This window comes from Ferrimonas gelatinilytica (assembly GCF_039544205.1).
GTDB lineage: Bacteria > Pseudomonadota > Gammaproteobacteria > Enterobacterales > Shewanellaceae > Ferrimonas > Ferrimonas gelatinilytica.
Genome location: NZ_BAABLF010000005.1, coordinates 248,800 through 262,297 on the forward strand (window position 1 = coordinate 248,800; position 13,498 = coordinate 262,297).

A 13,498-nucleotide genomic window follows, 5' to 3' on the forward strand; every position below is an offset into this window, starting at 1 on the left:
ACTAACAGCCTGTCCGCCTCGGTGACCCTCTACGGGAAGCGCACTGTGCTCATCTGGCTTAAAAGACGATAGATGAATGATGGAACGATGGCGGGAACATCCAGCTCCATCCCCCAATGGGCAAACCCTCATTGTCAGGTCACCTAACGAAAAGCCGGCAGTTCGATGCCGGCTTTTACATCCGCCTGGGAAAATCGAGGCGCAGGTTTAATCCAAGCCCTTATGTTTAGCGCTTTCATACTTTTCCACAAAGGAGGCGCTAATGTAGCGGGAGGTGATCCCGATATCCTGATGCCCGGCGTCCACCATCACATGGTGCAGGGAGCGTCCCTTTTCCAGATCCGCGCTGATCCCGGTATGGCGCAGCGAATGCACCGTCATGGTTCGCAGCTCCGCCGCATCGTGGGGCCGTCCCGCTGCGTCCAGCATCAACGCAGCCTCGCGGTAGACACGGTCCACTTCGTCGCGGATGGCGTTGATCCCCAGGTTCGCGTTCAGCGTGTGGGGTTCCCGGCCATGCTGCGCCGCCCTTTGCCGAACCAGTAGCGGGAAATTTTCGTTCGGGGACGGCAGTTCACTTAAGCCCAAGTGGCTGCGATAGCGCTTTACCGCAGCAAGCAAGGCATCACTGACCGCCACGGTGCGGGCCTTACCGTTTTTTGACATGGGAATGTAGAAACCCCAGGTTTCTCCGTTCTTGTCCCGCCTGATCTGCGCCATCACCGGCGAATAACCAGGGCGGGCGGCAATCTCGGAGATCCGCGCATAGGTGGAAAACAGCAGGATAATCAAAAAACGGGTACGCTCATGCCGGGCCGGCTCCGCCTCGGCCAGATGGTCCGCGGCTCTAAACAGGTAAGCCAGTTGCAGTGGGTTCAGTGCTTTGATCTCCTGGTCCCCATCGTTCCAATCCAGTGGTGAGCGTTGATCGCTGAATCGACTTCGCCGCATCGCCAGGGCGGCCGGGTTGCGATCGCAATACTCTTCATCGTTAAGAAACTGATAGAAGGCGGACAACACTGCCAATTGGTTCTTCGTTGCTGAGGCTTTACGACTGTAGGGCAGGGCACTTGGGAGATCCACGCCCTTGGGCAGGCGGTTCACAAAGGGGCGCCAGAGGGGGTTCGGCACGCGCATCGCCAAGGATTTACTCTCAATAAAATGGGCTCGTTGCGTGTTGCTGATCAGCAACGTTGGCGGACTCGCACACCAATTGAGGAAACGGTTCATATCGTTGCGAGTTACCTCAGAAAGCTGCAAGCCCTCAATCTCCCAACACCAGATCAGGAACGTCGTGATCTCCGAACGGGCGGATTTGAAGTTATTGGGACGACTCTTCAGCTCATCCAGATAGGCGATAGTCAGTTCATAGAGGTAGCCGGCATCGCCAATGCCACCGGCACTCAGACGCGCGACATGCTGATTGACCAGCGGATTGCCCAGATCAAAGTGTTCGAGGGATTCAAAGTAGGGTAGATAGGGGGGAAGTTCGAGCTCTTGGGTTGGCATGGGGATATAAACTCAGGTTTCGAAGATCTCATGCTATACGCCGTACCTTAGGGACTCAAGTTAAACTGTATAAACATACAGTTTAACTAAAAGACAGGAGATGTGTACTCGAGTGCAAGTGGCCCGGACAGCAAAAAATAAGCCGGATAGAAACGGATGCTCACCGCAACCCCGACTTATAGGAAAGTCGGGATTGAGCCCGAATTCCTGCGTCCGTCTTGGTAACTACTGAGCCCGTTCTTATCGGCGTTTCATGGTCCACCGGCAAAACCTGCGCATTTCCCCGACCGCTCGGCTCGCCAACCTGGCCGCTTCTTATCCAAACCTTGGTGGACGTTTTTGATGCGCGCTCATCCGTTACCAGTACCATTCGCATCACTAAACAAACACCTTTCTCGCTGGCCATCAACCAGAAGACGGGATAGGCCCGGACGGGAGTGATACCGAGAAACGTCCTGGAGCCGTTAATCACCGAGGCCACCAATCGTTCAGAACCCTTACCGCACCGGCATGGCCAAAAGGCATTAAGCCCATCGGTAATTAGACTCTGGTGATGCGCAGCACAACGCCAAAGATACACGCTAGAGCGAAATGCCGAGTGCGTATCTCGATTTGCCAGTAACCAGAAGCTTCGGCAGTACAGATCAACAAAGCCATCCCGGGGATCGCACTTGAACCGCGACGCCCAGCTGACAAACACTGTTGTGAATTTTACGTGTACAGCCTTATCGGGCACCGTACCCTGGTCTGGCCTACCTGACACCACAGTGCGCACAATGTATATTATGTTAAATAAGATCTGGTAATGCTTCTTTAAGCCAACTCTGTCCGCATTGACCACTGCATATCGGCCTACGCCCACCCCCATTCCCTCTCGCCCAACAGTTAAAAGTGCACCACCGCCCGACATGAGGAGATCCCGCCGGTGAGGAGCCGCTCGCTTGAGGCTGTTACCGCCGCGACCCAATAGGCCCCACCTGCGCCACAAGCACAACCACCTTAATGTAGGGTCAGCAACCTAGCTCCACTGGCGTAACGGAAAAGCGCTTTAAAAGATGATTGTTCGATATCGATCGGATAATTAAAGCGCCAAGGAAGGCAGCATGATAATGAAACTTGGGAGCACCGCACTCTGCCTGCTCGCCGCCTTAGTGTGTTACACACCGGGCATACCAGATGGGACCATCGGCTTTGTGATCACCGACGCCATGTTCGAGCTGTTGTTCTGGCGACGCCTGTTTCGAGTCCCCACTCCAGGCGACAGTAAACTCCGATATTCCTCGTCCATCAAACAAGGCGCTGCTGGGGGTATTCCGGTTATTGCGGTGACCCGTCAGCCCGCCAGTCGAAGAAACGGATCCGCTCCTCTCCCTCGGCGTTTTCCAGCGTCACCCAAAGGCGCCACACCATATAGTCGGAGCTGCAACTGCCGTACATCACCGTAGCCCGGCCCTGGGTATCAAAACGAACCGGGATCACCCCCATGAACATATCACGCCCCTCGATACGGGCACCGCGAACCTGCCATCCGTCCGGCGATGTCAGCGTCAGCGCCAGGGATTGCTCGCTGGGCGCATGCACCGGCGTGAGCCCCAGCGTAAGTTCCGACCGCGCGCAGGGGCCTTCGGAAAAATTGCATAAAACACCCTCTTCGCTCGCCGTTTTCAATGAAGCTCGCTCATTGTCGCAACCAGCGAGCCAAAGCATGGCGGTAAGCGCCAGACATATGTGAAGAAGTATGTTTTTTATACGTTGATTAGCCATGCATTTTCTTTGTGAAGCGCCATATCACAGTGGCGTGGCGATAACTTGATCCGGATCAAGTTTGCCAACCGCCTTTCCATTGGGTTTTTTGATACTACTCAAGTATGATGGCGGAGCCTTGATTTACATCACGTTTCAGGCAGCAGCCCGGTAGAAAGTCACTAATGCGCCAAATTGGCCGGTTTCTTCCGCCGACGCCGCAGAACCATACAAAAGCAGATAATGCAGTGGAAGCATGATATGAACCAAACCTCTCAGGGGCATCCTGACTACAACTACACCGTAGTTCGCCAGTTTGCCATCATGACCGTCATTTGGGGTATTGTCGGAATGGCTGTTGGCGTGCTGATCGCCGCGCAGCTGATCTGGCCTGCCCTAAACTTCGATACCCCCTGGCTGACCTACAGTCGCCTTCGTCCTCTTCACACCAACGCCGTCATCTTTGCGTTTGGTACCAGTGCCCTGTTTGCCACGTCCTACTATGTGGTTCAGCGCACCTGCCAGACAAGGCTGTTCTCCGACAAGTTGGCCTCCTTCACCTTCTGGGGATGGCAGGCGATCATCGTCGCCGCTGCGATTACCCTGCCGCTGGGGATCTCCACCAGCAAGGAGTACGCCGAACTGGAGTGGCCGATCAAGATCGCCATCGCCATCGTGTGGATCTGTTATGCCCTGGTGTTCTTCGGCACCCTGATCAAGCGTAAAGTTAGCCACATCTACGTGGCCAACTGGTTCTTTGGCGCTTTCATCATTACCGTCGCCGTATTGCACATCGTTAACTCCATGTCCGTTCCGGTCAGCATGTGGAAGTCCTACTCCATCTATGCCGGCGCGGTGGATGCGATGGTACAGTGGTGGTACGGACACAACGCCGTTGGCTTCCTGCTCACTGCGGGCTTCCTCGGGATGATGTACTACTTCGTTCCCAAGCAGGCTGGCCGTCCGGTTTACTCCTACCGTCTTTCCATCGTGCACTTCTGGGCGCTGATCTCCCTCTACATCTGGGCCGGTCCGCACCACCTGCACTACACCGCCCTGCCGGATTGGACCCAGTCTCTGGGGATGGTGATGTCCCTGATCCTGTTCGCGCCCTCCTGGGGTGGGATGATCAACGGCATCATGACCCTCTCCGGTGCCTGGCATAAGCTCCGTACTGACCCCATTCTGCGCTTCTTGATCGTGTCGCTCTCCTTCTACGGAATGTCCACCTTCGAAGGCCCGATGATGTCCATCAAGACGGTGAACGCCCTCTCCCACTACACCGACTGGACCGTTGGTCACGTGCACTCCGGTGCTCTGGGTTGGGTCGCCATGATCTCCATCGGTGCGCTCTACCACCTGATCCCGAACCTGTTCGGCCAGGCACGCATGTATTCGGTGAAGCTGATCAATGCCCACTTCTGGCTGGCGACCATAGGTACCGTACTCTACATCGTGGCGATGTGGATCTCCGGTGTTATGCAGGGCCTCATGTGGCGTGCAGTCAACGCTGATGGCACTTTGACCTACAGCTTTGTCGAGGCGCTGTCTGCCTCCTACCCGTTCTACTTCGTCCGCTTTATCGGTGGTGTCTTCTTCCTGGGCGGAATGCTGCTGATGGCTTACAACGTCTACCGCACGGTGAGCGCGCCGAAGGGCTCCATCGCCGCCGAACCGACACCGCAAGCGGCCTAAGGAGAAGCAGCAATGAAATTTTCACACGAACTTGTTGAGAAAAACGTCGGCCTGCTGGCCATCCTAATCGTGGTGGCCATCAGCTTCGGGGGTGTCGCAGAGATCGTACCCCTGATCTTCCAGGATGAAACCACTCAGCCGGTAGAGGGCCTGACCCCTTACACCGCGCTGCAGATGGAGGGCCGCGACATCTACATCCGTGAAGGCTGCGCCAACTGCCACAGTCAGATGATCCGCCCCTTCCGCGCCGAGACCGAGCGCTACGGCCACTACTCCGTTGCCGGTGAGCACGTCTGGGAACACCCCTTCCTTTGGGGCTCCAAGCGCACCGGGCCGGACTTGGCCCGGGTCGGCGGACGCTATTCGGACGTTTGGCACCGGGTTCACCTGATCGATCCCCGCGCCGTAGTGCCGGAGTCCAACATGCCGGGCTTCCCCTGGTTGGCGGAGAACGAGGTCAACAGCAAGCACACGCTGAAGAAGCTGCAGGTGTTCCGTGACCAGTTCGGCGTCCCCTACGGAGACGACGAGGCGCTGCAGAAGGACGTGGACAGCCTGAAGGGTAAAACCGAGATGGATGCCCTGATCGCCTACCTGCAGTCCCTGGGTACAGCCCTCAAATAAGGAAGAGAAAATGGATTACGGTACATTCCATGGGATCTACACCTCGGTTTTGCTGGTCTGCATGATCGGGATCATCGCCTGGGCCTACTCAAGACATCAGAAAAAATCGTTCGACGAGGCCGCCAACCTGGTGTTCGCCGATGAGCAACAAGGCCAGGATGGCGGCAAGGAGTAAACACGGATGAGTAACCTCTTAAGCTTTATCGTCATCTTCTGCGTGGCGGCGGTCATTATCGGCTCCCTAGCCTGCCTTATCTGGTGCATCAAAGATAAGATGGGCAAGAACGAAGGTGAGTCCATGGGGCACAACTTCGACGGCATCGAGGAGATCAACAATCCTTTGCCGAAGTGGTGGAGCTACATGTTCGTCGTCACCATCGTGTTTGGCGTGGCCTACCTGGCGCTCTATCCGGGGATGGGCAACTACCCCGGCTTGCTGAACTGGTCCTCTGCCAACAAACAGGTACTGAGCATGGAAGAGTCCAATGCTCAGGCAGAGCAGGCGCGCAGTGGCGATGCCGTGGTGCAGTACGAGCGTGAGATCGCCAATGCGGAAGCGCGGTTTGGTCCCATCTTCGAAGCCTATGCGGCACGTTCCATCGAAGACCTGGCCCAGGATGAGGAGGCCCGTAAGATAGGCCAGCGCCTCTTCCTGCAAAACTGTGCCCAGTGCCATGGCTCCGATGCCCGCGGCAGTGCCGGTTTCCCCGACCTGACCGACAGTGCCTGGCTCTACGGCGGCGATCCGGCGAGCATCAAGCTGACCCTGATGAACGGTCGAAACGGCTACATGCCGCCCAAGGGTGGCCTGCCCATCGATGACGCCGAGATCCCGGACCTGGTGGAGTACGTGCTGAGCCTCTCCGGGCGTGATCACGACAGTGACGCCGCGGCTCGTGGTCAGGGCAGCTACATGAAAGGCTGTTTTGCCTGTCACGGCATGAACGGAGAAGGCAACCAGATGCTCGGCGCCCCTAACCTGAGTGACGACGCCTGGGTCTACGGTGGCAGCCGTGGTGTGATCGCCGAGTCCATCAAAAATGGGCGCTCCGGTCAGATGCCGGCGTGGAAGGAGATCCTAGGCGAGGACAAGGTTCACCTCATCAGCTCCTACGTCTACAGTCTTAACCAGTAAACGTGTTAATAAAGCCCCGCACTGCGGGGCTTTTTCGCTCTATTACTCCGCTTTTTCCTCATCTCTTACCGATTTCTGCCCAGGCCTTGAGCAAAGTCACTATATTGCGGCAGCTGTTCCTAGATCTGCCTCCCACAGCCGGTTAGGATGAGACCCAGCTCCCAACGGAAGGTATAACAATAATGACTCCACAACCTTGGTATAAGCAGTTCTGGCCTTGGTTCCTGATTATCCTCCCCTGCTGTGCAGTGGTCGCGTCGGTGTACACCTATTTCATCGCCGCCAACACCCCCTTTGCCATGGTCTCCGAGGACTATTACAAAGAGGGTAAAGGGATCAACCAGGACCTCTCAAGGATCCGCACCGCTCAAAAGCTGGGGCTGCGCTTCTCCCTCGATATCGAGGATAACGCCATCTTGATCCGTCAACACGGCGGTGAGCCGGTCAACGGTGCCGTTGAAGTGGAATTTCACCACGTCACCCTGGCAGATCGCGACTTTACCCAGATGCTGACCCGCGACGGCCACGGCGCCTATCGTCTGCCACTAGAGGGTCCCTTGGAGGGCTCCTGGATGGTTCAGATCGACGCCTATGACCAGAGCTGGCGCCTGCAGAGCCGGGTAACCCTGCCCAGCGAAGACACCCTCTGGTTTCAGTAAGGTACGGTCATGAGCGCGCACCTCTGTTTCCACTGCACCGAGCCTGTGCCAGAACAGGCCGGTTTTTCCAGTCACATCGATGGCATCAAGCAGCCGATGTGCTGCCCGGGCTGCGCCGCGGTGGCCGATGCCATCGTTGCCGCCGGCCTCTCCGACTACTACCGCTATCGCACCGAAACCGGTAAACAGCAGGACGTACCGCCGCAGCTGGCCTCGCTGATTGCCTACGACCTGGATGAAGTGCAGCAGGAGTTCGTGGCCGCCCGCGGGGATCTCAAGGAGGTGCTGCTGTCGGTAGAGGGGATCAGCTGTGCCGCCTGCGCCTGGTTGATTGAGAAGCACCTGGCCGGCCTGCCCGGTATCGCCAAGATCAACGTCAACACCACCACCCAGCGCGCGGTGCTGGTGTGGGACAGCAGTCAGCGAAAACTCTCGGAGATCCTCTCTGCCATGGCCGCCATCGGTTACCAGGCCTCCCCCTTCCAGGTGGACGCCCAGGAGCTCAAAAACGCCAAAGAGAGTCAGAGTTTCCTACTGCGTGTCGGGCTCGCTGGCCTGGCCACCATGCAGGTGATGATGCTGGCAATCGCGCTCTATACCGGCTACTGGCACGACCTGGAAACGGAGTTTCGTGACTACTTCCGCTGGGTCAGCCTGCTGTTCGCCACCCCGGTCGTACTCTACTCAGCCCAACCTTTCTATTTCAGTGCCCTGCGCGCCCTGTTCAGCTTGCGGGTGAACATGGATGTGCCGGTCTCCATCGCCATCCTACTGGCCTACGTGGCCAGCTGTGTGGCCACCGTCAAGGGCACCGGAGAAGTGTTCTTCGAGTCGATCTCGATGTTTACCTTCTTTTTGCTGGTGGGGCGCCTGTTTGAGCAACGGGCCCGGCGAAAGGCCTCCGAAAACGCCAGCAACCTGCAGAAACTGGTGCCCGCCACCGCGCAGCTGGTTGAGGGCAACGATAGCCGTCAGGTGGCCGCCCGAACCCTGAAACCCGGCCAGATCTGTCGGGTGTTACCCGGCGAGCGGATCCCTGTGGATGGCCGCCTTCTCAGTGCCCAAACCCAGCTCAACGAGTCGATGCTCACCGGTGAGCAGGAATCGGTTACCAAACTCAAGGGGGACGAACTCTTCGCCGGTACCGTCAACCTGGACCAGCCTATCGAGCTTGAGGTATTGCGCACCGGTGCCGACCAAAGGATCAACACCCTGGTAAGGCTTCAGGAGCAGGCGGTAGCCGCCAAACCGGCCATCGCCCAATTCGCTGACCGAGTCGCGCGCTACTTCGTGCCGGCGATACTGGTGATCGCCGCCCTGACCTACGGGATCTGGCTGCAACTGGCCCCCGACGATGCGTTCTGGATCATGCTGTCGGTCCTGGTGGCCACCTGCCCCTGCGCCTTGGCGCTGGCCACCCCGGCAGCCCTGACCTGCGGCACCAACCGGATGATGCAGCAGGGCCTGCTGGTAAAAAGTGCCCGGGCCCTGGAGGCCCTGCCGACCATCGATACCCTGCTGTTTGATAAGACGGGGACGCTGACCGAGGGACGCTTCAGCCTGGCTCACACTGCAATATTGAGCGACCGGCTCAGCGAGAACGACGCCCTGGGGATCGCTGCCGCCCTGGAAGCCCACTCATCACACCCTTTTGCCCAGGCGTTTCTGCCCTACCGGCGCGCCGGCCTCCGTGCCATTGAAGCACGCTACCACACCGGCGAGGGGATCACCGGCGTGGTTAAGGGCCAACCTTACCGTATCGGCAAGGCCCGATTTGTGGGGGATGCCAGCCTGCCGGCGGAAAGCATCTACCTTGCGGATCAACAGGGGGTCGTTGCGGCATTTTCCCTGACAGACCGGTTGCGCAGCGACGCCGGTGCCACCATCAAGAAACTGCGTAGCCAGGGTCTTCGCTGCGAGATGCTTTCCGGTGACCCCAACCCCAGGGCTAAAGCCATGGCACAGTCGCTGAATCTCGACGATGTCCACTTCGATCACAGCCCGGAGCAGAAGCTCGCCTACCTGGCGGCGCTGCAGGCTGACGGAAAGAGCGTGGCGATGTTTGGCGACGGCATCAACGATGGCCCGGTGCTGGCCGGGGCCAACGTGTCCGTGGCGATGGCCGGGGGCACGGATCTGGCCAAGTGCCATGCGGATCTGGTACTGCTGGGTGAGAAGTTGCAGCCGGTGGTCGATGGCATCTTTACCGCCCGTGCCACCAACCGAGTGATCCGTCAAAATCTGGCGATATCCCTCTGTTACAACCTGCTGATCCTGCCTCTGGCGGTGACCGGGCATGTTCCCCCCTACCTGGCCGCGGCGGGCATGTCCCTGAGCTCCCTTGTGGTGGTCGCCAACAGCATCCGTTTATTAAGGCGCCTTTCATGAGCATCCTTTACATCCTAATCCCCATCGCCATGCTGTTCGTCTGTGCGGCAGTGGCAGTGTTTTTCTGGTCCGTTCGCAGCAAGCAGTACGAGGACCTGGATCGCGAGGGCTACTCCATCCTCTTTGACGACCCGGACAACAAGAAAAAATGACCGAATACGGCTTCTGGGCCGCGATGTTGGTGGGGTTACTGGGTGGCGGTCACTGCCTTGGGATGTGTGGCGGCATCGTCGGCGCCTTCAGCCGGGCCCTGCCCAACCACGGGGTTATCGACCTGCAGCAGCGGATCGCCTTTGTTCTGGCCTACAACGGCGGCCGGATCTTTAGCTATACCCTGGCCGGGATCCTGGTGGGGTTCGCATCCGGTATGCTCGCAGCCCTGTTCCAGCTGGATGCGGCACTCTCCGCACTGCAACTGCTGGCTGCGGTGATGCTCGTCCTGCTGGGGCTTTATATCAGCCAGCTATTTAGGGGGCTGGCGTACCTTGAACAGCTGGGCCGGCCGCTGTGGCAGCGATTGTCGCCCCTGGCTCAACGACTGTTACCGCTACACAGTCCTGGCAAGGCGTTCGTCGCCGGTACCCTGTGGGGTTGGTTGCCCTGCGGCCTGGTCTACTCCACCCTAACCTGGGCCCTGGCCAGCGCGGATCCGATTCAGGGCGGACTCATTATGGCGGGGTTTGGCCTTGGTACCCTTCCGGCCCTTTTGGCGATGGGGGCCGCAGCTGATCTGCTCGAACGCCTATTAAATAATAAAAAGTTTCGTTTTTTGAGTGGCTTAGTCCTGATTGCGTACGGTGTTCAAATGGCATATATTGCGCTAAGTCACCTTTTGTGACGGGCGTTCGGGATATACGCTCTTATGATTTGCACCGCAAGCCACCAAAAAAGGACGTACTATGACTCAAGGCTGCGCCATCCACTGTCAAAATTGCAGTATGTCGGAGCTCTGCATCCCCTTCACGCTCAACAACAATGAGCTCGACGAACTGGATGCGATCATCGAACGCAAGCGCCCTATTCATAAGGGAGATTTGCTGTTCCAGTCCGGTCAGCCGCTACGCTCCCTGTTTGCCATCCGCTCGGGCTCCATCAAGACCTACACCCTGACCGAGTCTGGCGAAGAGCAGATCACCGCCTTTCACCTCGCCGGTGATGTGGTCGGTTTCGATGGCTTACATGAGCAGAGCCACCACAGTTTCGCCCAGGCACTGGAAACCGCCATGGTGTGTGAGATCCCTTTCGACATGCTCGATACCCTCTCTGCCACCATGCCTGCCCTTAGGCGGCAGATCTTCCGCATGATGAGCCAGGAGATCGTCTCCGACCAGGAGATGATCTTGACCCTCTCCAAGAAGACGGCGGACCAGCGCATGGCAACGTTTCTGAGCCAGCTGTCGTTTCGCTTCGGAGATCGTGGCTTCTCCTCCCGGCAGTTCCGCCTCTCCATGACCCGAGGCGACATCGGGAACTACCTGGGTTTAACGGTGGAGACCATCAGCCGTCTGCTCAGCCGTCTACAGAAGAACCGGGTGATTGAGGTGGACGGCAAATATGTCACCATCCTGGATATTGAGACACTAACCCGGATCGCTGGTGTCAACCGCAACAAGCCCTGACTAAACCACGCCCGGCCTTGCCGGGCGTGGTTGTCTATGCTGATCTGAAACAAGGAATTTTCAATCAAAGGTGCCACCATGAAGAGGTGGATCTGGTAAGGAGAACACTATGACTCAGTACAAAAGCATCTTGGTGGCGGTGGATCCCAATCACGATGCCCAGCCGGCCATTGAACGGGCGGCGTACCTGGCCCAGCAAAGCCAGGGTAACCTGGTGCTGTCCCTGAGCGTGTTTGATTTTTCGTACGAAATGACCTCGATGCTCTCCTCGGATGATCGTGAAAACCTGCGCGCCAGCCTGGTGAATCAGCGGAAGGCCTGGCTCGAAGAGCTGGCGCAGCCGGTTCGGGAGAAAGGGCAAAAGGTGGACACACACGTCACCTGGCACAACCGCCCCTATGAGAGCATCATCGAGCAGGCGCTGCGTATCGAGGCAGATCTGATCGTCAAAAGTACCCATCACCACGATAAGCTCAAGTCGGTGATCTTCACCCCCACGGACTGGCACCTGTTGCGCAAATCCCCCATTCCGGTGTTACTGGTAAAGGACCATGACTGGCCTGAGGCCGGCAAGATCCTGGTGGCCGTCAACGTCGCTGCCGAGGATGATGATCACCAGGCGCTGAACAACAAAGTGGTGACCCAGGCGCTTAAACTGGCCAATGCGGTCAAAGCCGAAGTCCACCTGGTGAATGGCTACCCGGGGACGCCGGTCAACATCGCCATCGAATTACCGGACTTCGATGCCCATGCCTACAATGAGTCCCTCAAATCACACCATGAAAAGCGCCTTGCCGAGATGGCCAAGCATCACGGCATCAATGAGCAGAACTGCCATGTACTCGAGGGGCTGCCCGAGGATGTGATCCCGGACCTCGCTGAACAGCTGGACGCAGAGCTGGTGGTGATCGGAACCATTGGCCGGACCGGCCTCTCGGCCGCCTTGATCGGTAACACCGCCGAGCATGTGATCGACCAGCTGCAGTGCGACCTGCTGGCCCTCAAGCCCGACGGGTTCGAGTCGCCCATCACTCTGTGAGCCCAGAGCATCCGATCGCGGGCCCTGTTAGGGGCCCGCTTTTTTCACGCCAGACTTTACCCTGCCCCGCCGTGCTGGAATAATGCCGCCCCTGATCTCAAGTTGCCGTTAAGGAGCACCGGGTGGAAGCGCTGAGCCAAAAGCAAACAACACGCCTGAACAAACTGCAGAAGCGACTGCGTCGCGAAATGGGCAGTGCCATCGAAGACTACGCCATGATCGAAGAGGGTGACGTAGTCATGGTGTGTCTGTCAGGCGGAAAGGACAGCTACACCATGCTGGACATCCTGATGAACCTGCAGCATCGTGCTCCGGTGCAGTTCCAGCTGGTCGCGGTCAACCTGGATCAGAAGCAGCCCGGTTTCCCGGAAACCGTTCTGCCGGCCTACCTGAAATCCGTCGGCGTCCCCTACCACATCCTGGAAAAGGACACCTACTCGGTAGTGAAGGAGAAGATCCCGGAGGGGAAAACCACCTGCTCACTCTGTTCCCGCCTCCGTCGCGGCACCCTTTATGGCTTTGCCCAGAAGATTGGCGCCACCAAGATTGCCTTGGGCCATCACCGGGACGACATCATCGAGACTCTGTTCCTCAACATGTTCTATGGCGGCAAGATGAAAGCGATGCCGCCAAAGCTGCGTTCCGACGACGGCGCCAATCTGGTGATCCGCCCCATGGCTTACTGTCGTGAGAAAGACATCGCTGAGTATGCAGAATTAAAACGCTTCCCCATCATCCCTTGTAACCTCTGCGGCTCCCAGGAGAACCTAAAGCGTAAAGCGGTCAAGGAGATGCTCAATGATTGGGACCGGCAGCATCCGGGCCGCATCGAAACCATCTTTACCGCGCTACAGAATGTGGCCCCGTCTCAGATGGTGGATCGTGGCCAATTCGATTTCGTCAGCCTGAAGCGGGATCCCGACGCCAAGTTCGAGGGCTCGGTGGCCGAGGCGGACCTTCCTGCGTTCGACTTTCTTGATGTGAACAACTCTGGCCACCTAAAGCTGGACCGGAAGCCCGATAACGCCCTGGACGTGGTCAACGTTTACGAGCCGTGAAACACGGGTAACGACAAAAAAGCCACCGT

At 58.0% G+C, this 13,498-nt stretch carries 12 protein-coding genes and 1 pseudogene; 11 read left to right on the forward strand and 2 right to left on the reverse strand.

Features of this window, described 5'->3' with window-relative positions; all coding sequences use genetic code 11:
• Positions 1-207 precede the first annotated feature (207 nt).
• Both ABD997_RS03475 and ABD997_RS03480 read right to left on the reverse strand, forming a co-directional pair.
• Positions 208-1,509 carry a tyrosine-type recombinase/integrase gene (locus ABD997_RS03475; protein WP_345315623.1) on the reverse strand — a complete coding sequence of 434 codons (1,302 nt, stop codon included), beginning with the start codon at positions 1,507-1,509 and terminating at the stop codon, positions 208-210.
• A gap of 1,317 nt (positions 1,510-2,826) precedes the next feature.
• Positions 2,827-3,090: a hypothetical protein gene (locus tag ABD997_RS03480; RefSeq protein ID WP_345315624.1), complete on the reverse strand. Its 264-nt coding sequence runs from the start codon at positions 3,088-3,090 to the stop codon at positions 2,827-2,829.
• 423 nt (positions 3,091-3,513) lie between these two features.
• Here ABD997_RS03480 and ccoN point away from each other — a divergent pair, with 423 nt between their 5' ends.
• The 11 genes and pseudogenes from ccoN to ttcA all read left to right on the forward strand — a co-directional run bounded on the left by ccoN (position 3,514) and on the right by ttcA (position 13,469).
• A complete protein-coding gene (ccoN, locus tag ABD997_RS03485) occupies positions 3,514-4,947 on the forward strand; it encodes a cytochrome-c oxidase, cbb3-type subunit I (RefSeq protein WP_345315625.1) in 1,434 nt (477 codons plus the stop codon).
• 12 nt (positions 4,948-4,959) lie between these two features.
• Positions 4,960-5,571 (forward strand): cytochrome-c oxidase, cbb3-type subunit II, encoded by a 612-nt coding sequence (ccoO, locus tag ABD997_RS03490; protein WP_345315626.1) that lies wholly within the window; start codon positions 4,960-4,962, stop codon positions 5,569-5,571.
• 10 nt (positions 5,572-5,581) lie between these two features.
• Entirely contained in the window at positions 5,582-5,746 is a 165-nt protein-coding gene (locus tag ABD997_RS03495) for a cbb3-type cytochrome oxidase subunit 3 (protein WP_345315627.1), read from the forward strand.
• 6 nt (positions 5,747-5,752) lie between these two features.
• Positions 5,753-6,706 (forward strand): cytochrome-c oxidase, cbb3-type subunit III, encoded by a 954-nt coding sequence (gene ccoP / locus ABD997_RS03500; protein ID WP_345315628.1) that lies wholly within the window; start codon positions 5,753-5,755, stop codon positions 6,704-6,706.
• 182 nt (positions 6,707-6,888) lie between these two features.
• Complete coding sequence (locus ABD997_RS03505; RefSeq protein WP_345315629.1) at positions 6,889-7,365, forward strand: FixH family protein; 477 nt, start codon at positions 6,889-6,891, stop codon at positions 7,363-7,365.
• Positions 7,366-7,374: 9 nt separating this feature from the next.
• Positions 7,375-9,753, forward strand: a complete 2,379-nt coding sequence (locus ABD997_RS03510; RefSeq protein ID WP_345315630.1) for a heavy metal translocating P-type ATPase — start codon at positions 7,375-7,377, stop codon at positions 9,751-9,753.
• On the forward strand, positions 9,750-9,905 hold the full coding sequence (gene ccoS, locus ABD997_RS03515) for a cbb3-type cytochrome oxidase assembly protein CcoS (protein WP_345315631.1): 156 nt from the start codon (positions 9,750-9,752) through the stop codon (positions 9,903-9,905). Before ABD997_RS03510 ends, ccoS begins: the two co-directional genes overlap by 4 nt.
• Entirely contained in the window at positions 9,902-10,591 is a 690-nt protein-coding gene (locus ABD997_RS03520; protein ID WP_345315632.1) for a sulfite exporter TauE/SafE family protein, read from the forward strand. Before ccoS ends, ABD997_RS03520 begins: the two co-directional genes overlap by 4 nt.
• Before the next feature lie 37 nt (positions 10,592-10,628).
• Positions 10,629-11,372, forward strand: a pseudogene (gene fnr / locus ABD997_RS03525) (fumarate/nitrate reduction transcriptional regulator Fnr); the annotation flags it as partial.
• Positions 11,373-11,481: 109 nt separating this feature from the next.
• Entirely contained in the window at positions 11,482-12,411 is a 930-nt protein-coding gene (uspE, locus tag ABD997_RS03530) for a universal stress protein UspE (RefSeq protein ID WP_345315633.1), read from the forward strand.
• Positions 12,412-12,533: 122 nt separating this feature from the next.
• Positions 12,534-13,469, forward strand: a complete 936-nt coding sequence (ttcA, locus tag ABD997_RS03535) for a tRNA 2-thiocytidine(32) synthetase TtcA (protein WP_345315634.1) — start codon at positions 12,534-12,536, stop codon at positions 13,467-13,469.
• Positions 13,470-13,498 lie beyond the last annotated feature (29 nt).